This is a genomic window from Streptomyces sp. NPDC002838 (assembly GCF_040295365.1).
Classification (GTDB): Bacteria; Actinomycetota; Actinomycetes; order Streptomycetales; family Streptomycetaceae; genus Streptomyces.
The window spans coordinates 24,270-44,798 of sequence record NZ_JBEOVF010000022.1 but is presented as its reverse complement, the minus strand read 5'-3'; the positions used below and the strand labels follow the sequence as shown (position 1 = coordinate 44,798).

At 71.8% G+C, this 20,529-nt stretch carries 20 protein-coding genes; 9 read left to right on the top strand and 11 right to left on the bottom strand.

Annotation, left to right across the window (positions count from 1 at the left end; genetic code table 11):
* The first annotated feature begins 261 nt into the window (after positions 1-261).
* Both ABT063_RS26265 and ABT063_RS26260 read left to right on the top strand, forming a co-directional pair.
* Positions 262-1,284: an ATP-binding cassette domain-containing protein gene (locus tag ABT063_RS26265; RefSeq protein WP_351061003.1), complete on the top strand. Its 1,023-nt coding sequence runs from the start codon at positions 262-264 to the stop codon at positions 1,282-1,284.
* The gene (locus tag ABT063_RS26260) at positions 1,281-2,129 is read left to right on the top strand and encodes an ABC transporter permease (protein WP_351061000.1); all 849 of its coding nucleotides are present in this window, start codon (positions 1,281-1,283) and stop codon (positions 2,127-2,129) included. Before ABT063_RS26265 ends, ABT063_RS26260 begins: the two co-directional genes overlap by 4 nt.
* A 44-nt stretch (positions 2,130-2,173) precedes the next feature.
* On the opposite strand, the gene ABT063_RS26255 is transcribed toward ABT063_RS26260, so the two are convergent.
* From ABT063_RS26255 to pdhA, 6 genes are all read right to left on the bottom strand, one after another.
* Entirely contained in the window at positions 2,174-3,271 is a 1,098-nt protein-coding gene (locus tag ABT063_RS26255; RefSeq protein WP_351060997.1) for a potassium channel family protein, read from the bottom strand.
* The gene (locus ABT063_RS26250; protein WP_351060994.1) at positions 3,268-4,665 is read right to left on the bottom strand and encodes a molybdopterin molybdotransferase MoeA; all 1,398 of its coding nucleotides are present in this window, start codon (positions 4,663-4,665) and stop codon (positions 3,268-3,270) included. Before ABT063_RS26250 ends, ABT063_RS26255 begins: the two co-directional genes overlap by 4 nt.
* The gene (locus ABT063_RS26245) at positions 4,662-5,585 is read right to left on the bottom strand and encodes an NTP transferase domain-containing protein (RefSeq protein WP_351060991.1); all 924 of its coding nucleotides are present in this window, start codon (positions 5,583-5,585) and stop codon (positions 4,662-4,664) included. The genes ABT063_RS26250 and ABT063_RS26245 overlap by 4 nt, the downstream gene beginning before the upstream one ends.
* 64 nt (positions 5,586-5,649) lie before the next feature.
* Positions 5,650-6,969 (bottom strand): dihydrolipoamide acetyltransferase family protein, encoded by a 1,320-nt coding sequence (locus ABT063_RS26240; protein ID WP_351060988.1) that lies wholly within the window; start codon positions 6,967-6,969, stop codon positions 5,650-5,652.
* Complete coding sequence (locus ABT063_RS26235; RefSeq protein ID WP_351060985.1) at positions 6,969-7,973, bottom strand: alpha-ketoacid dehydrogenase subunit beta; 1,005 nt, start codon at positions 7,971-7,973, stop codon at positions 6,969-6,971. The genes ABT063_RS26240 and ABT063_RS26235 overlap by 1 nt, the downstream gene beginning before the upstream one ends.
* On the bottom strand, positions 7,970-9,103 hold the full coding sequence (gene pdhA / locus ABT063_RS26230) for a pyruvate dehydrogenase (acetyl-transferring) E1 component subunit alpha (protein WP_351060982.1): 1,134 nt from the start codon (positions 9,101-9,103) through the stop codon (positions 7,970-7,972). Before pdhA ends, ABT063_RS26235 begins: the two co-directional genes overlap by 4 nt.
* Before the next feature lie 189 nt (positions 9,104-9,292).
* On the opposite strand from pdhA, the gene ABT063_RS26225 reads away from it, so the two are divergent.
* A complete protein-coding gene (locus tag ABT063_RS26225) occupies positions 9,293-9,784 on the top strand; it encodes an Lrp/AsnC family transcriptional regulator (RefSeq protein WP_351061304.1) in 492 nt (163 codons plus the stop codon).
* A gap of 33 nt (positions 9,785-9,817) precedes the next feature.
* Here ABT063_RS26225 and ABT063_RS26220 read toward each other — a convergent pair whose 3' ends face one another.
* A complete protein-coding gene (locus ABT063_RS26220; protein ID WP_351060979.1) occupies positions 9,818-10,408 on the bottom strand; it encodes a TetR/AcrR family transcriptional regulator in 591 nt (196 codons plus the stop codon).
* The gene (locus ABT063_RS26215) at positions 10,405-11,922 is read right to left on the bottom strand and encodes a 3-hydroxyacyl-CoA dehydrogenase (RefSeq protein ID WP_351060976.1); all 1,518 of its coding nucleotides are present in this window, start codon (positions 11,920-11,922) and stop codon (positions 10,405-10,407) included. Before ABT063_RS26215 ends, ABT063_RS26220 begins: the two co-directional genes overlap by 4 nt.
* A gap of 160 nt (positions 11,923-12,082) precedes the next feature.
* On the opposite strand from ABT063_RS26215, the gene paaN reads away from it, so the two are divergent.
* Positions 12,083-13,774, top strand: a complete 1,692-nt coding sequence (gene paaN / locus ABT063_RS26210; protein WP_351060973.1) for a phenylacetic acid degradation protein PaaN — start codon at positions 12,083-12,085, stop codon at positions 13,772-13,774.
* A 3-nt stretch (positions 13,775-13,777) separates the two neighbouring features.
* On the opposite strand, the gene ABT063_RS26205 is transcribed toward paaN, so the two are convergent.
* Genes ABT063_RS26205 through ABT063_RS26195 form a run of 3 tightly spaced genes read right to left on the bottom strand, consistent with a single transcriptional unit; the run spans position 13,778 to position 16,505 of the window.
* Positions 13,778-14,533 carry a TrmH family RNA methyltransferase gene (locus tag ABT063_RS26205; protein WP_351060970.1) on the bottom strand — a complete coding sequence of 252 codons (756 nt, stop codon included), beginning with the start codon at positions 14,531-14,533 and terminating at the stop codon, positions 13,778-13,780.
* Positions 14,530-15,744 carry an HTTM domain-containing protein gene (locus tag ABT063_RS26200; RefSeq protein ID WP_351060967.1) on the bottom strand — a complete coding sequence of 405 codons (1,215 nt, stop codon included), beginning with the start codon at positions 15,742-15,744 and terminating at the stop codon, positions 14,530-14,532. Before ABT063_RS26200 ends, ABT063_RS26205 begins: the two co-directional genes overlap by 4 nt.
* Positions 15,741-16,505, bottom strand: coding sequence for a DUF5819 family protein (locus ABT063_RS26195; RefSeq protein ID WP_351060964.1), 765 nt, complete (start codon positions 16,503-16,505; stop codon positions 15,741-15,743). Before ABT063_RS26195 ends, ABT063_RS26200 begins: the two co-directional genes overlap by 4 nt.
* Before the next feature lie 336 nt (positions 16,506-16,841).
* On the opposite strand from ABT063_RS26195, the gene paaA reads away from it, so the two are divergent.
* From paaA to ABT063_RS26170, 5 genes are read left to right on the top strand one after another with little or no spacing between them, the layout of a single operon-like run.
* The gene (gene paaA, locus ABT063_RS26190; RefSeq protein ID WP_351060961.1) at positions 16,842-17,873 is read left to right on the top strand and encodes a 1,2-phenylacetyl-CoA epoxidase subunit PaaA; all 1,032 of its coding nucleotides are present in this window, start codon (positions 16,842-16,844) and stop codon (positions 17,871-17,873) included.
* Complete coding sequence (paaB, locus tag ABT063_RS26185; RefSeq protein WP_057606276.1) at positions 17,870-18,157, top strand: 1,2-phenylacetyl-CoA epoxidase subunit PaaB; 288 nt, start codon at positions 17,870-17,872, stop codon at positions 18,155-18,157. Before paaA ends, paaB begins: the two co-directional genes overlap by 4 nt.
* Entirely contained in the window at positions 18,154-18,876 is a 723-nt protein-coding gene (gene paaC, locus ABT063_RS26180) for a 1,2-phenylacetyl-CoA epoxidase subunit PaaC (RefSeq protein ID WP_351060957.1), read from the top strand. Before paaB ends, paaC begins: the two co-directional genes overlap by 4 nt.
* Positions 18,870-19,403, top strand: coding sequence for a 1,2-phenylacetyl-CoA epoxidase subunit PaaD (gene paaD, locus ABT063_RS26175; RefSeq protein ID WP_351060954.1), 534 nt, complete (start codon positions 18,870-18,872; stop codon positions 19,401-19,403). The genes paaC and paaD overlap by 7 nt, the downstream gene beginning before the upstream one ends.
* Entirely contained in the window at positions 19,403-20,464 is a 1,062-nt protein-coding gene (locus tag ABT063_RS26170; protein ID WP_351060951.1) for a 2Fe-2S iron-sulfur cluster-binding protein, read from the top strand. The genes paaD and ABT063_RS26170 overlap by 1 nt, the downstream gene beginning before the upstream one ends.
* Positions 20,465-20,529: the final 65 nt, after the last annotated feature.

Sequence of the window (20,529 nt, the reverse complement as noted above, 5' to 3'; positions counted from 1 at the left end):
GCGTTCGGCTCCCGGCCACCAGACAACTCCCCGCTCGCGCCGGGCGGCCCCCGCCAAGACCGCAAGAGGGTGGTGGGACCTTCTCGGGCTCCGGTCGGGTCCTCCCTCGGTCCCCGGACCGGCTTCCCTCCGCCTCCGGTCCCCCCTCCCCCTCCGCCCTTCGACCGATTCGCCAAGAAATTCCTGTGCGCGACCGATGAGTTTGCGCGACGGTAAAGGTCTCCCCATGCGTAACCCAAGTACGCGGAAGGACAACCCACCATGAGCCAGCACACGTCCGGCCTGGCCATCGAGACCGCGGGGCTGGTGAAGACGTTCGGCGAGACACGGGCCGTCGACGGAGTCGACCTCGCGGTGCCGGCCGGCACGGTCTACGGCGTCCTCGGCCCGAACGGCGCCGGCAAGACGACCACCGTCAAGATGCTCGCCACCCTGCTGCGTCCCGACGGCGGTGAAGCCCACGTCTTCGGCCACGACGTCGTGCGCCAGGCCGACGAGGTCCGCAGCCGGGTCAGCCTCACCGGCCAGTACGCGTCCGTGGACGAGGACCTCACCGGCACCGAGAACCTCGTGCTGCTGGGCCGCCTCCTCGGTCACGGGAAGCACGCCGCGCGCGAGCGTGCCGCGCAGCTCCTGGAGGCCTTCGGGCTGACCGATGCCGCCGGGAAGCAGGTCAAGAACTACTCCGGCGGCATGCGGCGCCGCATCGACATCGCCGCCTCCATCCTCAACACCCCCGATCTGCTCTTCCTGGACGAGCCGACGACCGGGCTCGATCCGCGCAGCCGCAACCAGGTGTGGGACATCGTGCGCGCGGTGGTCGCCCAGGGCACCACCGTGCTGCTGACCACGCAGTACCTGGACGAGGCCGACCAGCTGGCGTCCCGGATCGCCGTCATCGACCAGGGCAAGGTGATCGCCGAAGGGACGAAGGGCGAGCTCAAGGCGTCCGTCGGCGCCGGATCCGTACACCTGCGCCTGCGCGATCCGGCGCAGCGACCGGAGGCCGAGGAGGTACTGCGGCTGGCCCTGGACGCGGACGTGCAGCGGGAGCCGGACCCGGTGGCGCTGACGGCCCGCGTCGGGGCGGGGGCGGCGAACGGGCAGGGCGCGGCCGAGCAAGCCGCCCGCGCGCTCGCCGAGCTGGCCCGCTCCGGCGTCGTCGTCGACAACTTCTCCCTGGGTCAGCCCAGCCTGGACGAGGTCTTCCTCGCCCTCACCGGACACGACACCAAGGCCTCCGAGACGAAGGCCGACGACACGACGAGCGAGGCAGCAGCATGAGCACCGCGACGACCACGGACACCAAGGACCTCGCCCCCGTCAGCGCCGAGTCACTCGCGGCGCTGCTCGTCTCCGGAGAGCGGCCGCCGCGCCCCAGCGCGTGGTCGGCGTCACTGACCTTCGGCTGGCGGGCCATACTCAAGATCAAACACGTGCCGGAGCAGCTCTTCGACGTCACGGCGTTCCCGATCATGATGGTGCTGATGTACACGTACCTGTTCGGGGGCGCCCTGGCCGGCTCCCCGAAGGAGTACATCCAGTTCCTGCTGCCGGGCATCATGGTGATGTCGGTCGTGATGATCACGATGTACACCGGCGTCTCGGTGAACATCGACATCGAGAAGGGCGTCTTCGACCGGTTCCGGACGCTGCCCATCTGGCGGCCCTCGACGATGGTCGGCTATCTGCTCGGCGACGCCCTGCGCTACTCGATCGCGTCGGTCGTGATGCTCACGGTCGGCCTGATCCTGGGCTACCGCCCGGACGGCGGGATCGGCGGCGTGCTCGCCGGGATCGTGCTGCTGGTCGTCTTCTCGTTCGCGTTCTCGTGGATCTGGACGATGTTCGGGCTGCTGCTGCGCACCGAGAAGTCGGTCATGGGCGTCAGCATGATGGTGCTGTTCCCGCTGACCTTCCTGTCGAACATCTTCGTCGACCCGAAGACCATGCCGGGCTGGCTGCAGGCGTTCGTGAACAACAGCCCGATCACCCACCTGGCGTCGGCCGTGCGCGAGCTGATGGCGGGCGACTGGCCGGCCGACGACATCGCCTGGTCGCTGGGCTGGGCGGGCCTTTTCGTGCTGATCTTCGGTCCGGTCACGATGCGGCTGTACAACCGCAAGTGATCAGCGAGTGCCGCCGCAAGTGATCAGCTGTACCACCGCAGTGATCAAGTGTGAGGGAGCGGGCGGATGTCGGGTGCGACCTGCGTACCCGGCGTCACCCGCACGATGGTGATCAGCCGGTCCGTCAACTCCAGCTTCCCGACGGCCGGATCGTCGTATCCCAGCACCCGGTGCCCGCGTACGACGCTCACCACCAGGTCCTCCGTCTCCCGCGGGCTCTTGCCCACCTCGGCCTTTATGACGGGCCGTTCGACTATGTCCAGCCCGCTGCCCTGCTGGATCAGGTCCTCCATCACCATGCCGGCCGCGGGGCTGAGCACCGAGAGGCCGAGCAGCCGGCCGGCCGCGCTGGCGCTGGTGATCACCGCGTCGGCGCCGGACTGTTTCAGCAGCGGCGCGTTCTCCTCCTCGCGCACCGCGGCCACGATCTTGGCGCCCTTGTTGAGCTGCCGGGCCGTCAGCGTCACCAGTACCGCCGTGTCGTCGCGCTGCGTCGCGATGATGATCTTGCGAGCCTTGTGCACCTCGGCCCGCTTCAGGACATCGCTGCGCGTCGCGTCCCCCATGACTCCGGCGTATCCTTCCGCGGTCGCCGCGTCGATCACCTTGGAACTCGGGTCGACCACGACGACCTGCTCCTTCTTCAAGCCCGTCGCACAGACTGTCTGGATCGCCGAGCGCCCCTTGGTACCGAAGCCGACGACGACGACGTGATCACGCAAGGTGGACCTCCAGCGGTTGAGTCGCCATTCCTCACGGGTGCGTTCGGTGAGGACCTCCAGCGTGGTGCCGACCAGGATGATCAGGAACAGCACACGCAGGGGCGTGATGACGAAGATGTTGGTGAGCCGGGCGACGTCAGTGACCGGGGTGATGTCGCCGTAGCCGGTGGTGGAGAGGGTGACGGTCGCGTAGTACCACGTGTCCAGGAAGTCGACGGAGTCGTCGGAGCTGTCGTTGTAGCCGTCGCGATCGGCGTAGACGATCATGGCGGTCGCCGCCAGGACCAGCAGGGCCACGGACAACCGTTTGGCCACCTGCCGGAACGGGTGCTCCACCACTTTCCGCGGGAGTTTCACCCGCTGCATCACGAGGTGTTCGTCCGCCTCGCGGGCGATCACGTCACGGCCCGGAAGTTTCACGTGAAACACACCCCGATTCCGCCTGCCGCCCAGGGCAGGTCGAGAAGTTCCGTCTCCTGACCCGGCCGCGCCCCGCCCGGCGGTACGACGGCCAGTGCGTCGGCCGCCGCGATGCCCCGCAGCATCGCCGGGCCGTTGTAGTGCAGCGGCACGGCACGGTCACCGCGCAGGACGACGGGGACGAGCCGGGTGTCGTACGGATGCCCGTGCGTCTCGTCCGTCAGGGGCAGCGTGTACGGCTCGGGGGCGGGGCGTGCCGCGAGCGTGCGCAGCAGGGGCTCGGCGAGCGTGAGCAGGCCGGAGACGGCCGCGAGGGGGTTGCCGGGCAGGCCGACGAGGTGCTGGTTCTCCTTGGTGCGGGCCAGCAGCATGGGGTGGCCGGGGCGCACCTTGACACCGTTCACCAGGAGTTCGGCGCCGAGGCGCTGGAGGGTGGGGTGGACGTGGTCGACCGGGCCCGCGGCGGTGCCGCCGGTGGTGACGATCAGGTCGGCGTCGGAGGTGGTGATCGCCTTGCGCAGGGCCTTGGCGTCGTCGCCGAGCCTGCGCACGGCGGTGACCTCGGCGCCGAGCGCGCGCAGCCACGGCGGCAGCATCGGGCCGAGCGCGTCGCGGATCAGGCCGTCGTGGGGTGTGCCCTCGGTCAGCAGCTCGTCGCCCAGGACCAGGACTTCGACGCGGGGGCGGGGTACGGCGGTCAGGGTGTCGTATCCGGCGGCCGCTGCGAGGCCGAGCACGGCCGGGGTCACGACGGTGCCGACCGGCAGGAGCTGGTCGCCGCTGCGGCACTCCTGGCCGCGCGGGCGGATGTCCTGACCGTGCACGATCTCGCGGGTCGCGTGCAGATGGCCCTTGTCATCGGTGCGGCCGTGCTCGCTGCGGAGGACGGCGGTGGTGTCCGGGGGGATACGGGCGCCGGTCGCGATCCGGACGGCCTCGCCGTCGGTCAGGGGCTCGGGCTCGGCCTGGCCCGCCAGGACGCCCTCCTCCCGTACGTCCCAGGGGCCGGGTCCGGCGACCGCCCAGCCGTCCATCGCGGAGGTGTCGAAGGAGGGCAGGTCGGTGAGGGCGGTGAGGGGGGCCGCCAGGGTGAGGCCGAGTGCGGCGTCGAGCGGCACGGAGACGGGGGCGCGGCGGGCGCCGGGGGAGGCGGAGCGGGGGGCTCGGGCGGCGATCTCCCGGGCCTGGAGCCAGGGGGTGGCCTGGTGGCGGGCGTCCTGCTTGTGTTCCGGCTTGTGCGGGGTGTCGTGATGGCCGCCTTGCGCCGCGTGTGCGGGCATGTGATCAGCGACCGCGTGGCCGTTGTCTTCCTTCACGAGAGCGAGCACTTCCTCGACGTCGAGGTCCTCGGCGTCCTCGGCATCCTGGCCGGTGCGGATGCCGGGGGCGGTCATCCGGCGTCCGGCCGGGTGTCGGGGGTGGCGTCGGGGGCCACATCGGGCTTGCCGTCGGCCGTGTCCTCGTCGGCCCAGCTCAGGGCCAGCGCCGCGGCCTTGCGGGAGGCCTCGGCCACGGCCTCGGGGCCGCCTCCGGCCTGCGCGGCCGCGTAGCCGACGAGGAAGGTGGTCAGCGGGGCCGCGGGCCGCGCCACGCCGTGGGCGGCGTCGCGGGCGAGGTCCAGCAGGGCGCCGGTGTCGACGTCGAGGTCGATGCCCAGCTCGTCCTTGACTGCGGAAATCCATTCATCCAACACGTGCTCATGCTCCCTGATACGTGCCCTGGCTGTGGCGATGTCGTCCCAGGTGTCGCAGTCGAAGGAGGCGACGGGGTCCAGGACGCGGGTGAGGTCGAGCGCGGCGGTCAGCCGGCGCAGGGGCAGTCCCGTGAGACCGCTGTGCTCTTCGCTGAGTGCGGCCAGCTCGCGGCGCAGTGCGGGTGCACGGTACGCGGCCACGAGCGGCTGGTCGCGGCCGTCGGCGTCGGTGAGCAGCACGCCGTCGGCGCCGCTCGCCCGCAGGGCGGTCAGCAGCCGCCGTACCGTCGCGCCGCCGAGGAACGGCAGGTCGGCGGAGAGTGCGACGACCTCCTCGGCCGTGGTGTGCCGCAGCCCGGCGTCGAGGGCGGCGAGCGGTCCGCCGCCGGGCGGGTCCTCGCGCGCCCAGGTCACGGGCCGCGTGGTGGGCCGGGGATCGGCGACGACCACGGTGGTGCGTGCGTCGGCGCAGGCGGCGAGCACCCGGTCGAGCAGTGCGCGTCCGCCCACGCGCACCCCGGGCTTGTCCGCGCCGCCGAGCCGCCGGGCGGCACCTCCTGCGAGTACGACGGCGTCGTGGACCTCGGGTCCGGGGTCGTCGGGAGCCTCGTACGCGGTCACCCTCCGAGTATGCGTGCCGCCGCGATCACAGGGAACGCAGGGATGCGGCGCAATCCCGGCGCGATCAGAGGGTGCGGAGCAGGACCGCCGGCTGTTCCACACAGTCCGCCACGTACCGCAGGAAGCCGCCCGCCGTGCCGCCGTCGCACACCCGGTGGTCGAAGGTGAGCGAGAGCTGGACGACCTGCCGCACCGCCAGTTCGCCCTCGTGCACCCAGGGCTTGGGGACGATACGGCCGACGCCGAGCATGGCCGCCTCGGGCTGATTGATGATCGGCGTGGAGCCGTCGACGCCGAACACGCCGTAGTTGTTCAGCGTGAAGGTGCCGCCGGTGAGTTCCGCGGGCGTCAGGGTGCCCGCGCGGGCCGCCTCGGTCAGCCGGGCGAACTCCGCGGTCAGCGACTCGGCGTCACGCGCGTGCGCGTCCCGTACGACAGGCACGACGAGCCCCCGCTCGGTCTGCGCGGCGAACCCCAGGTGCACGGCGTCGAGCCGGACGACCTCCCTGGCCTCCATATCGACCGTGGAGTTGAGCTCGGGGAAGCGGGCGAGGGCAGCCGTGCAGACGCGGGCCAGCAGGGCGAGGAGAGAGATCTTCGGTCCACCGGCGGCGTTCATCGCCGTCCGCGCCCGCATGAGCTCCGTCGCGTCCGCGTCCACCCAGCAAGTGGCGTCCGGTATCTCGCGGCGGCTGCGGGAGAGCTTGTCGGCCACGGCGCCGCGGATGCCCTTGAGAGGGATGCGGGTGCCGGTGGGGGTGGTCGCCGGGGCCGGGGCGGGTGCCGTCGTGGTCGGCGTCACGCGCGCGTGCGGCTCGGCAGGGGTCGTCCCGCGTCCCCGCGCTGCGGCCGCCCGCAGCGCGTACTCCACGTCCGCCCGCAGAATCAGTCCGTCGGGCCCGGAACCGGTCAGCTCCCGCAGGTCGAGACCGTTCTCGCGGGCGAGCCGGCGAACCAGCGGCGAGATCACGGGAACGGGACCGTCCACCACCTCCGGAGCCGCGGGCTGCCCGTTCGACTCGGCGCCGACGGGCGCCGACTGTCCCGGCCGTACCCTGCGCCTGCGTGCGGGTGCCTCCGAGGTGCCGTACCCGACCAGCACGTTGCCCGAGCCCTCGGTGTCACCGCCGGAGGCCGGCGCGCCGACGGCCACCGTGATCAGCGGCGCCCCGACGGGAAGCTCCGTGCCCTCCTCGCCGAAACGGGCGGTGACCACGCCGCCGTACGGACAGGGCACCTCGACCATCGCCTTGGCCGTCTCGACCTCCACGACGGGCTGGTCGACGGCGACGACGTCGCCGACCTGGACCAGCCAGCGCACGATCTCCGCCTCGGTGAGCCCCTCCCCGAGGTCCGGGAGCTTGAACTCCAACACCTGTGCCATCAGCTCTCGGCCTCCCACTGCAGACGCCCCACGGCGTCCAGGATCCGGTCCACGCCGGGCAGGTGGTGACGCTCCAGCATCGGCGGCGGGTAGGGGATGTCGAACCCGGCCACGCGCAGCACCGGCGCCTCCAGGTAGTGGAAGCAGCGCTCCGTGACACGGGCCGCGATCTCCCCGCCCGGGCCGCCGAACCCGCCCGACTCCTGTACGACGACCGCTCGCCCGGTCCGCCGTACCGAGGCGCAGACCGTCTCGTCGTCGAACGGCACCAGGGAGCGCAGGTCGACGACTTCGAGGTCCCAGCCCTCGTCCCGTGCCGCCTCGGCGGCTTCGAGGCAGACGGGCACGGACGGTCCGTACGTGATGAGCGTGGCGCTCCGGCCCGAGCGCCGCACCACCGCGCGGCCAATCGGTTCAACGGCCGTCGGCTCGTCCGGGTTCCAGGAGTCCTTCGACCAGTACAGCCGCTTGGGCTCCAGGAAGACGACCGGGTCGTCGGAGGCGATGGCGGCGCGCAGCAGGCCGTAGGCGTCGGCGACGGTCGCGGGCGTGACGACATGGAGCCCCGGAGTCGCCATGTAGTACGCCTCGGACGAGTCGCTGTGGTGCTCGACGCCGCCGATGCCGCCGCCGTAGGGCACGCGGATGGTGATCGGGAGCGGCATCGCGCCGCGCGTGCGGTTCCGCATCCGCGAGACGTGGCTGATCAGCTGTTCGAACGCGGGGTACGCGAAGGCGTCGAACTGCATCTCCACGACCGGCCTGAGGCCGTACATCGCCATGCCGACGGCCGTGCCGAGGATGCCCGCCTCGGCCAGCGGCGTGTCCGTGCAGCGGTCCTCGCCGAACTCCTTGGCGAGGCCGTCGGTGACCCGGAAGACCCCGCCGAGGGTGCCGACGTCCTCGCCCATGACGTGCACGGTCGGGTCGGCGGCCATGGCGTCCCGCAACGCGCGCGTGAGCGCCTGCGCCATGGTGGCCGGCTTGAGGGCGACGGTGGTCATCGGTGCCCCTCCCGCTCGGCCTCGATCTCGGCCCGCAACCGGTCCTGCTGCTCGCGCAGTTGCGGAGTGGGCTCGTCGTACACGTGCGCGAACAGGTCCATGGGGTCGAGCACCGGGTCCTGGTTCATGCGCTCGCGCAGGTCGGCGGCCATGGCCTCGGCGGCGTCCCGAGCAGCTTGTTGTGCGTCCTCGTCGAGCAGGCCGCGCTCGGTCAGCTCGTGCTCCAGGAGCGCGATCGGGTCGTGTTCCCGCCAGGTCTCGACTTCGGCGTCCTGGCGGTAGCGGGTCGCGTCGTCGGCGTTGGTGTGGGCGTCGACGCGGTACGTGATCGCCTCGATCAGGGTGGGGCCGCCGCCCGCGCGCGCGTGGCGTACGGCGTCGGTGAGGACCTCGTGGACGGCGGCGGCGTCGTTGCCGTCGACCAGGCGGCCGGGCATGCCGTAGCCGACGGCCTTGTGGGCCAGCGACGGGGCCGCGGTCTGCTTGGCGAGCGGGACGGAGATCGCGAAGCCGTTGTTCTGGACCAGGAAGACGACCGGGGCCTGCCAGACGGCGGCGAAGTTCAGCGCCTCGTGGAAGTCGCCCTCACTGGAGCCGCCGTCACCGACCATCGCCAGCGCGACCACGTCGTCGCCCTTGAGGCGGGCGGCGTGCGCGAGACCGACGGCGTGCGGGAGCTGGGTGGCGAGCGGGGTGCACAGGGGGGCCACGCGGTGCTCGCGCGGGTCGTAGCCGGTGTGCCAGTCGCCGCGCAGGAGGGTGAGGGCCTGCACGGGGTCCACGCCGCGGGCCACGGCGGCGAGGGTGTCGCGGTAGCTGGGGAAGAGCCAGTCGCGCTCCTCCAGAGCGAGCGCGGCGGCGACCTCGCAGGCCTCCTGGCCGGTGCTGGAGGGGTAGACGGCCAGTCGGCCCTGTTTGGTAAGCGCGGTGGCCTGCGTGTTGTACCGACGGCCGCGCACCAGCTCGGCATACAGGCGGCGCAGCAGGCCGGGGTCGGCCTCGGCGGCCGCCTCCGTGCCGCAGACGCGGTACGGCTCCGCGTCGGGCAGCAGCGGCGCGGGGTCGGTACGGGGCTGCCAGGCGGGCGGCGGCGACGGCCGATACGCGCCCCGCTGCTCCATGACCGTCATGACGGCACCTCCTCGTGGGAGCGGCTTCCGGCGCACCACGGGTGTGATGCGCCTCACCTACCGATTGTTCGGTCGCCGGCACATTTTGGCTACAGGCACCCTCAGGCTGTGGACAAACGGTTCTCCACAGCCTGAGATGGACGCATTACGTCCACGGCAGAGAGGCGGGGGGACATGGCACCTGAACAAATGGCCGAGAGCCCGGACGGCAGCGGCCCCGGCCCCCTGTCGCCCCCGCGTCCCCTCGACGCCATTGATCAGGACATCCTCCAGATGCTCCAGGCGGACGGCCGCGCCTCGATACGGTCGGTCGCCGAACGGGTCCACGTCTCCCGCGCCAACGCCTACGCGCGGATCAACCGCCTCATCGAGGACGGCGTCATCCGCGGCTTCGGCGCCCGCGTGAACCACGAACGCGCCGGCCACGGCACTTCGGCGTACATCACCCTGAAGATCGTCCAGAACTCCTGGCGCACGGTGCGCGAGCAGCTCAGGCAGCTGCCCGGCGCCTCGCACATCGCCCTGGTGGGCGGCGACTTCGACGTCCTGCTCCTGGTGCACACGCCCGACAACAGGGCGCTGCGCGAGCTGGTGCTGACCCGGCTCCAGGCGATTCCCGAAGTGCTCAGCACCCGCACGCTGCTGGTGTTCGAGGAGGAGGACCTGGAGCCGCAGGGCTGAGTTTCCGGCCCCTCGGCGCTCCTTGCGGGCCCGTCAGTCCTCCTTGCGCAGTCCGGAGAACACCAGCTGCACGACGGCATCGGCGACTTCCCGCTCGCTCATGCCCCGCCCGTCCGGCCGGTACCACTCCACGATGGAGTTGATCATCCCGAAGACCAGCCGTGTCGCGAGCCGCACCTCCACGTCGCCACGCACGTCCCCCTCGGCCGCCGCCGCCTTCAGCAGCTCGGCGACCCGGTGGTCGAAGTCGCGGCGCCGCTCCAGCGCCCATCTCTCGGTGCCCGTGTTGCCGCGCACGCGCAGCAGCAGCGTCACGTACGGCAGTTCGGCTATGAGCACCTCGACCATGCGCCGTACGACGTACTCCAGGCGCTCGGCGGCAGGCCCCACGCGCGCGTGCTCCTCGTCGAGGATCCCGAAGAGCCCGTCGATGGCCCGGCTCACCGCCCGGCGCAGCAACTCCTCCTTGCCGGACACATGGTGGTAGATCGAGGACTTGGAGATGCCGGCCGCCTTGGAGAGGTGCTCCATGGAGGTGCCGTCGTAGCCGCGCTCGTTGAAGACCCGGACGGCGACGGACAGCAGCGTCTGAGGGGTGTACGTGTCGCGCTTGGCGGTCGTCATGAGGTGCTGCCCTCCCGCTTGTCGGTGGCGTACGCGTGGCGGTACAGCGCGAGGGACGGCGCGTAGCGCCCCGAGGGGTCGCGCAGGTGCAGGTCGTCGAGGAGGGCGTAGGCCCAGTTGCGGCCGAGTCTGCGGCTCCATTCGAAGGGCCCGAGCGGGTAGTTGACACCCAGGCGCATCGCGGTGTCGACGTCCTCCTCGGTGGCCACGCCCTTGGCGACGGCGTCGTGCGCGAGGTCGACGATCCGCGCGACCGTGCGGGCGACGATCATGCCGGGGACGTCGCCGATGACGCTGACCTGCTTGCCGAGCGCCTGGAAGAGACCGGTGGCCTCGGCGAGGGTCTGCGGGGAGGTGTCCTGGGAGGCGGACAGGGCCACGCGGGTGGCCCGGCGGTAGTCGAGCGCGAGGTCGAAGTAGACGACGTCCCGGAACTCGACCGAGGTCTGGCCGTCGGCGAGCGCGAGCTGGCCGCCGCTGGGGAGCACCAGTCGGGTGCCGTGGTCCTCGTCCTCCTCGCGGACCTGGATGCCCGCCTCGCGCATCAGGGCGAGCAGTTCGGACGCGGGGCCCAGGTCGCCCTCGGTGACGACGTACGCGGGCGGCTGAGCCCGCTCCGCGGTGTGCGGCTCGGCCCGCTCGGAGCCCTCGGCGTAGTCGTACCAGCCGTGTCCGGTCTTGCGGCCGAGGCGGCCCGACTCCACGAGGCGCCGCTGGGCGAGCGAGGGTGTGAACCGCGCGTCCTGGAAGAAGGACTGCCACACGGAGTGGGTGACGGACTCGTTGACGTCCTGGCCGATGAGGTCGGTGAGTTCGAAGGCGCCCATCTTGAAGCCGCCGCACTCGCGCAGCACGGCGTCGATCGTGGCGGGGTCGGCGCCCTGGGCCTCGTAGACCGCGAAGGCCTCGGCGTAGAAGGGCCGCGCGATGCGGTTGACGATGAAGCCGGGGGTGTCGGCGCAGGCGACCGGCGTCTTGCCCCATGCACGCGCCGTCTCGTACGCGCGCGTGGCCGACGTGACGTCGCTGGCGAACCCGGAGACGACCTCGACCAGCGGCAGCAGCGGCGCGGGGTTGAAGAAGCGCAGGCCCACGAAGCGGCCGGGGTTGCGCAACGCGCCGCCGATCGCGGTGACCGACAGGGAGGAGGTGTTGGTGGCGAGCAGACAGTCCTCGCCCACAACGTCCTCCAGCTCCCGCAACAGCTCCTGTTTGACGTCCAGCCGCTCCAGGACGGCTTCGACGACCAGGGCGCAGTCCGCGAGGTCGGCGAGGCGCTCGGCGGGCAGCAGACGGGCGCGGGCGGCGTCCCGGGCGGCGGCGCCGAGCCGGTCCTTCTCGACGAGCCGGTCGAGCCGGGCGCCGATCGCCGCGGCGGCCTCCCGAGCGCGGCCGGGGACGGCGTCGTACAGCCGTACGGAATGGCCGGCGACCAGCGCGACCTGGGCGATGCCCTGGCCCATGGTGCCGGTGCCGACGACGGCCACGGGGCTGCTGAGGTCGAGTGCTGTCATGTGCGCGATCCTCCCGCACGGGGTTTTCCACAGATGCGGCAGGCCCCCTTGTCCCGACCGATCGTTCGGTTACTCTAACTCTGTCGGACTGTCCCTGCCCAGGTTTCTGCCCAGGTCATGAGCTCGACGAAGAGTTCTTGAGACGAGGAGTTGGTCCACCATGACCGCCGCACTCACGGCGCACGAGCTGATCGCCCGGCACCGGCCCACCCTCGACCAGGCGCTGGAAGCGATCCGCACGCGCGCGTACTGGTCCCCGCACCCCGAGCACCCCAAGGCCTACGGCGAGAACGGCAGCCTGGACGCGGCGGCGGGCAAGGCCGCCTTCGACGCCCTCCTGGGCAACCGCCTCGCCCTCGCCCAGCCCGGCACGGACGACTGGGTGGGCGGCGAGGTCTCCCCGTACGGCATCGAGCTGGGCGTCGAGTACCCGCACGCGGACATCGACGTGCTGCTGCCCGCCATGAAGGCCGGCCAGCGGCAGTGGCGGGACGCGGGCGCGGAAATGCGCGCGGTGGTCTGTCTGGAGATCCTCAAGCGGATCAGCGACCGCACGCACCAGTTCGCGCACGCGGTCATGCACACCTCCGGCCAGGCCTTCATGATGGCCTTCCAGGCGGGCGGCCCGCACGCGCAGGACCGCGGCCTGGAAGCGGTGGCGTACGCGTACGTGGAGCAGATCCGCACCCCCGAGACGGCGGAGTGGACCAAGCCCCAGGGCAAGCGCGACCCGCTGGCGCTGAACAAGCAGTTCACGCCGGTCCCGCGCGGGATCGCACTGGTCATCGGCTGCAACACCTTCCCGACGTGGAACGGCTATCCGGGCCTGTTCGCCTCCCTCGCCACCGGCAACGCGGTCCTGGTGAAGCCCCACCCGCGCGCGGTGCTGCCGCTGGCACTCACCGTGCTGGTCGCGCGCGAGGTGCTCGCCGAGGCCGGCTTCGACCCGAACCTGGTGGCGCTGGCCGCGGAGCGTCCCGGCGAGGGCATCGCGAAGACACTGGCCACGCGCCCGGAGATCCGGATCATCGACTACACCGGCTCGACGGCGTTCGGCGACTGGCTGGAGGCCAACGCCCGCCAGGCCCAGGTCTACACGGAGAAGGCCGGCGTCAACACGGTGATCGTGGAGTCGACCGGCGACTACAAGGGGATGCTCGCCAACCTGGCCTTCTCGCTGTCGCTGTACAGCGGCCAGATGTGCACGACCCCGCAGAACCTGCTCGTCCCCCGCGACGGCATCCGCACCGACCAGGGCCCGAAGTCCTTCGACGAGGTCGTCGCCGACCTCGCCCGCTCGGTCGACGGCCTCCTCGGCGACGACGCGCGCGCGAACGCCCTGCTGGGCGCCATCGTCAACCCGGACGTCAAGGCCCGGCTGGAGGCCGCGGCGGGCCTCGGCGAGGTCGCCCTCGCCTCGCGGGAGGTCGCCAACCCGGAGTTCCCGGGCGCGGTCGTCCGGACGCCCGTGATCGTGAAGCTGGACGGCGCCAAGCCGGACGACGAGGCCGCCTACATGAGCGAGTGCTTCGGGCCGGTCTCCTTCGCCGTGGCGGTCGACTCGGCGGCGCACGCGATGGAGCTGCTGCGGCGCACGATCCGCGAGAAGGGCGCGATGACGGTCGGCGCGTACACCACCGACGAGAAGGTCGAGCAGGCCGTGCGGGAGGTCTGCCTGGAGGAGCCCGCCCAGCTCTCGCTGAACCTCACGGGCGGGGTGTACGTCAACCAGACGGCCGCCTTCTCAGACCTGCACGGCTCGGGCGGCAACCCGGCGGCCAACGCTGCGCTCACCGACGGAGCGTTCGTGGCGAACCGCTTCCGGGTGGTCGAGGTCCGTCGCGAGGCCTAGGGCCTAGCTGATCGCGCCCCCGGTGGCGCTCCAGTGGTACAGCGTCATGGCCACGCTGGTCGCGAGGTTGTAGCTGGAGACCTGGGGGCGCATCGGCAGCGCCACCCAGTGGTCGGCACGCGCGCGTAGTTCGGCGGACAGCCCGCTGCGCTCGGAGCCGAAGGCGAGGACGGCGTCGTCCGGGACCTTGGTGCCTCGGATGTCGTCGCCCTCCGGGTCGAGCGCGAACACCGGCCCGGACGGCAGCTCGTCGACGGTGAGCCGTTCCACCGCGGTCGCGAAGTGCAGGCCGGCTCCCCCGCGTACGACTGTGGGGTGCCAGGGGTCGAGCGTGCCCGTGGTGACCACGCCGGTCGCCCCGAAGCCGGCGGCCAGCCGGATGACCGCCCCCGCGTTGCCCAGGTTGCGCGGGTTGTCGAGGACCACGACGGGCGCGGTGCGGGGGGTGTGCGCCAGCTTCTCCAGGTTGGCCTCGCGGGAGGGCCGTACGGCCAGGGCCGCCACCGCGGTGGGATGCGGGCGCGGGACCAGACTCCGGTACGTCGGCTCCGGCACCTCCGCCAGGAGGGCGTCCAGCGTGTCCCGTACGTCCGGCGCCAGTTCGTCGGCGAGGGCGAGCGTGGCTCGCCGGTCGACCGTGACCGCCGCCGGGATCTCGGCCCCGAAGCGCACGGCGTGCTTGAGGGCGTGGAAGCCGTCGAGCAGCACCGAGGAGTCGGCGAGCCGGTGCCAGGCACCGACGGGATCGGGGACGGTCATGCGGTGAAGCCTACGTGCGTGTGCTCGGGGTTCTCCGGGGCGCGCGGCTTCGGCAGCGCCGTACGGTCCCTGCCGGCCGGCAGCCGTCCACGCGCGCGTGCCGCCCAGCCGCCCAGGCGGCGCAGGAACGACGTCGGCAGGAAGACCGCGTCGGCGGCGATCATCGCCAGGGAGAAGAAGGGCAGCCCGAGGATCACGGCTATCGCGGCGTGCTCGGTGATCATGACCGCCAACAGGACGTTCTTGACCCGCCGGTTGAACAGCGTGAAGGGGAAGGCGACCTGCACGATGACGGTGCCGTACGTCATCAGCATCACCATCGTGCCGCTGGCCGACAGCAGGTCGGCGAGGGCGGGCCAGGGGGAGAAGTAGTCGAGGTGCAGGGGGTAGTAGACGGCGGTGCCGTCCTGCCAGCGCGAGCCCTGGATCTTGTACCAGCCGGCCGTCGCGTAGATCAGACAGGCCTCGGCCATGATCACCAGCAGGGCGCCGTTGTGGACGATGTTGGCGATGACGTCGAGCAGGATCCGGGGCTCGCCACTCATCGCGCGGCGGCATATCACCCACCACAGGGCCTGCCCTAGCCAGAAGGTCCACAGCAGCAGCGGCACGAACCATTCGGCGTCGAACAGCCGTCCCGACAGGGTCACCGCGACCAGCGCCAGCCCGAGCACGCCCCACAGGGCCGGACCGACCCGGTCCGCGACGTGCTCCCCACGCGCGCGTGCCTCTCGTCCACGCCGGGCACGCCGCGCGTCCAGCGACCACACCTGTCCGCAGCGCGTGAAGACCAGGTAGACGCACATCAGGTGCAGGACGTTGTCGCCACCGTCCCCCATGAAGATGCTGCGGTTCTGCAGGGAGAGCACGCCGACCATGAAGAGCACGGACATCGTGCGGGTGCGCCAGCCCAGCAGCAGCAGGAGGCCGGTCAGCACGGAGAGGGCGTACACGGTCTCGAACCAGAACCGGCCGTCGGACCACATCAGGGCCGTGAAGGCGCCGTTGGTCGAGACCAGCTGCTGGGCGAGGTCCCAGCTCCAGGGGCCGTCAGGGCCGTACATCTCCTGGCGGTGAGGGAACTCGCGCAGCAGGAACAGCAGCCAGGTGGCGGCGAAGCCGATACGGACCACGGCGGTCTGGTAGGGGCCGAGGGCCGCTTCGGTGACGCGGGCGATGGCGGTGGAGACACACAGGGCGAATCGGTTCACTTCACGCCCCCGTCGGTCTCGTCCGCCGGGAGCGACCACCAGGGCAGCACCCGGTAGACGGGCTGGTCCGAGACCCGCTCCTCGCTCCACTCCGGCGGCGGCACATTGGTGGTGCGGGAGCGGACCTGGACGAGCTCGACGGTGCCGCCCTTGCCGGCCACGTCCTCGCGGTCGAGGCGCAGCGCCACTATGCGGCGCAGATACGTCTCGGAGAGGGCTCCGCGCAGGTCCGCGGGGCGGTTGTCGGTGTCGTGGGTGGCGACGTAGTAGTCCCAGGCCCGGCGCAGCTCGTTCTGCTGCGTGTGGCTCGGCAGCAGATTGCCGTCGATGGCCCGGCCGTCCTGGGCGGACAGGTCGTACCAGCCGGTGGTCCGTATCGCGCCGTCCGCGGTGCTGATCTGCGCGCGCACCTGGACGGCGATGTTCTGCTGCAACGGGTTCGGCGCGAAAAGCTTCCAGTTCTGCTCGAACTCCGGGTAGATCCAGTCGTCGATCACCCTGCCGTGCTGCTTGGTCAGCGTGTTCGACGGCGCGACGTGCAGGAACAGCATGCCGACGTGCGTACAGACGGCGACCGCGACGACCGCCAGGGCCACGGCGACGCCGATCTGGTAGCGGAGGGAGAGGGCTGCGACACCGGTGCGGGGAGGCCGGTCGGCTGTCGGGGCCGTGTCGGGCGGGGAGCCCTGTGGGGCGGCGGGCGCAGCGCCCGGCTCGCCCGGCCCCTGTGGGGGGTTCGAGCCTCCGTCGTACGCGTCCATTCCGCCCCGTTCCCGATCCCGATGCCGGTCCCTCTTTCGGCCGCCCTGCCGCCCGGCCGCCCTGCCGCAGGGCGCCGTACCGCCCCGCGTGCCCATCGCCCCCCGCGACGCTCGCACGGAACGGTACTCAGGCCCGCGCGCCCGGCACAGCCCCATCGGACCCGCCTCGAGGCCGTCCCGGCCGAACCGCCCCGGTTTTCCACAGGGGACGTCCGCGGGCCCGCAGGTTATCCACAGTGGTTGACACCTTACGGCGCCCGACCGACCATGGAATCGCACGAACCGAACGATCGGTCGGGAGCAAGCTCCGGCAGAGCCCAGGTCGAAGGGGACCTCATGGCGACAGCAGCCGCGCACGACACGGCCCGCACACAGACGGACGACGCACGGGACGGCGCCGACAGCACCGTCGGCGACACCGCCGCCTACGAGCGCGCCTTCGACTCCGCCGTGGCCGCCGACGAGCGCATCGAGCCACGCGACTGGATGCCCGACGCCTACCGCGCGACCCTCGTCCGGCAGATCGCGCAGCACGCCCACTCCGAGATCATCGGCATGCAGCCGGAGGCGAACTGGATCACGCGCGCGCCCTCACTGCGCCGCAAGGCGATCCTGATGGCCAAGGTCCAGGACGAGGCCGGGCACGGCCTGTATCTCTACAGCGCCGCCGAGACCCTCGGCACCAGCCGCGACGAACTGCTCGACAAGCTCCACACCGGCCGCCAGAAGTATTCCTCGATCTTCAACTACCCCACGTTGACCTGGGCTGACGTCGGCGCGATCGGCTGGCTGGTGGACGGCGCCGCGATCACCAACCAGGTACCCCTGTGCCGCTGTTCGTACGGCCCGTACGCACGCGCGATGGTCCGCATCTGCAAGGAGGAGTCCTTCCACCAGCGCCAGGGGTACGAGCTGCTGCTGGCCCTCAGCCGCGGCACCCCGGAGCAGCACGCGATGGCGCAGGACGCGGTGGACCGCTGGTGGTGGCCGTCCTTGATGATGTTCGGCCCGCCCGACGACGAGTCGGCGCACTCCGCGCAGTCGATGGCGTGGAAGATCAAGCGGCATTCCAACGACGAGCTGCGCCAGCGCTTCGTCGACATCTGCGTCCCCCAGGCCGAGTCCCTCGGCCTCACCCTCCCGGACCCGGACCTGAAGTGGAACGAGGAGCGGGGGCACCACGACTTCGGCCCGATCGACTGGACGGAGTTCTGGAACGTCCTCAAGGGCAACGGCCCGTGCAACGAACAGCGGATGACGCAGCGCAGGCAGGCACACGACGAGGGCGCGTGGGTGCGGGAGTCGGCCGCGGCCTACGCGGCCAAGCACACGAGCGGGACCACCGAGACAGGAGCGCCGCGAGCATGACGAACACCGACTGGCCTCTGTGGGAGGTCTTCGTGCGCTCCCGCCGAGGCCTCTCCCACACCCACGCCGGCAGCCTGCACGCGCCGGACGCGGAGTTCGCCCTGCGCAACGCCCGCGACCTGTACACCCGGCGCGGCGAGGGCGTCTCGATCTGGGTCGTGCCCTCGTCCGCGATCACGGCGTCCTCGCCCGACGAGAAGGACCCGTTCTTCGAACCGGCCGCCGACAAGCCCTACCGCCACCCGACGTTCTACGAGATCCCGGAGGGGGTGAAGCACCTGTGACGACCACGACCGTTCCCACGGCGGCCGCCCTCGCCCTCGGCGACGACGCCCTGGTGCTCTCCCACCGCCTGGGCGAGTGGGCGGGCCACGCCCCCGTGCTCGAGGAGGAGGTCGCCCTCGCCAACATCGCGCTGGATCTGCTGGGCCAGGCCCGCGTGCTGCTGTCGATGGTCGGCGACGAGGACGAACTGGCGTACCTGCGCGAGGAACGCGCCTTCACCAACCTCCAGCTGGTGGAACAGCCGAACGGCGACTTCGCCCACACCATCGCCCGCCAGCTGTACTTCTCCACCTACCAGCACCTGCTGTACGCCGAGCTGGCGGCCGGCCACGGCCCCTTCGCCCCGCTCGCCGCGAAGGCCGTCAAGGAGGTCGCCTACCACCGCGACCACGCCGAGCAGTGGACCCTGCGGCTCGGTGACGGCACGGACATCGGCCATGAGCGGATGCAGCGGGCGTGCGAGGCGCTGTGGCGGTTCACCGCGCAGATGTTCCAGCCCGTGCGGGGGCTGGAGGCCGACTTGCCGGGGATGGAATCGGCGTGGCTCGAGTCGGTCGGGGACATCCTGCGCCGCGCCACCCTGACGGTCCCCGAGGGCCCGCGGTCCGGCGCGTGGACGGCCGGCGCGGGCCGCCAGGGCCTGCACACCGAATCCTTCGGGCGGATGCTCGCCGAGATGCAGCATCTCCACCGCAGCCACCCGGGTGCGTCATGGTGACGACCACTCCGCTGGAGGCGGAGCTCCTGGAGGTCGCCGGTTCGGTGCCCGACCCCGAGCTGCCCGTGCTCACCCTGCGAGAGCTGGGCGTGCTGCGCGCGGTGCACGTCAGCGGTGCCGACTCGGTCGAGGTCGAGCTGACCCCGACGTACACCGGCTGCCCGGCGATCGAGGCGATGTCCCTGGACATAGAGCGGGTGCTGCACGCCCACGGCATACGGCAGGTCACTGTGCGCACGGTGCTCGCGCCGGCCTGGTCGACGGACGACATCACGGACGAAGGGCGGCGCAAGCTACGGGAGTTCGGCATCGCCCCGCCGCGCGTGGGGCCGGCGGCCGGACCGGTCGCCCTGCGGCTGGGGCCGACCCGCACCCTCGCCGCGGAGCCGGACCGGGACCCCGTGCGCTGCCCGCACTGCGGGTCCGCCGACACCGAGCTGCTCAGCCGTTTCTCCTCCACCGCGTGCAAGGCGTTGCGGCGGTGTCTGTCGTGCCGTGAACCGTTCGACCACTTCAAGGAGTTGTGATGGCCCGCTTCCACACGCTCCCCGTGGCCGCGGTGGACCGGCTCACCGACGACTCCGTCGCCCTGACCCTCACCGTGGCCCCGGAGCTGCGCGAGGAGTACCGGCACGCCCCGGGCCAGCACCTCGCCCTGCGGCGCACGGTGGACGGCGTGGAGATACGGCGCACGTACTCGATCTGCTCCCCGGCACCGGCACCGGACGCCGAGGGGCCCCGCGCCCTGCGTGTCGGAGTGCGGCTGGTCGAGGGCGGGGCCTTCTCGGCGTACGCGCTCAAGGAGATCAACGTCGGCGACGAGCTGGAGGTGATGACGCCGGCGGGCCGCTTCACCCTCGACCCCGCGCCCGGCCTGTACGCCGCGATCGTCGGCGGCAGCGGCATCACCCCGGTGCTGTCGATCGTGGCGACGCTGCTGGCGCGCGAACCGCAGGCGCGGTTCTGTCTGGTGCGCAGCGACCGTACGTCCGCCTCGACGATGTTCCTTGAGGAGGTCGCCGACCTGAAGGACCGCTACCCGGAGCGGCTGCAGCTGGTGACGGTGCTGTCCCGCGAGGAACAGCAGGCGGGTCTGCCGTCCGGGCGGCTCGACCAGGAGCGGCTGACCGGGCTGCTGCCGGCACTGCTGCCGGTGGAGCAGGTGGCGGGGTGGTTCCTGTGCGGGCCGTTCGGGCTGGTGCAGGGAGCGGAGAGGGCACTGCGGAAGCTCGGGGTCGCCCGCACGCGCATCCACGAGGAGATCTTCCACGTGGACACCGTCGCTCCCACGGCCGGCGCCCCCGCGCCCGCGCACAGCACGGTGACCGCGCGGCTGGACGGCCGCGGCGGCAGCTGGCCGGTCCAGGACGGCGAGTCGCTGCTGGAGACGGTGCTGCGCAACCGGCCCGACGCGCCCTACGCCTGCAAGGGCGGGGTGTGCGGGACCTGCCGTGCCTTCCTGGTCTCCGGTGAGGTGCGGATGGACCGCAACTTCGCGCTGGAGCCGGAGGAGACGGAGGCGGGGTATGTGCTGGCGTGCCAGTCGCATCCGGTGACGGAGAAGGTGGAGCTGGACTTCGACAGGTGAACGTCGGCAGCCCGTTCCCGTTCCCTTCTTCTAGAACCTGTTCTATCTTGACGGACCGTCAGATC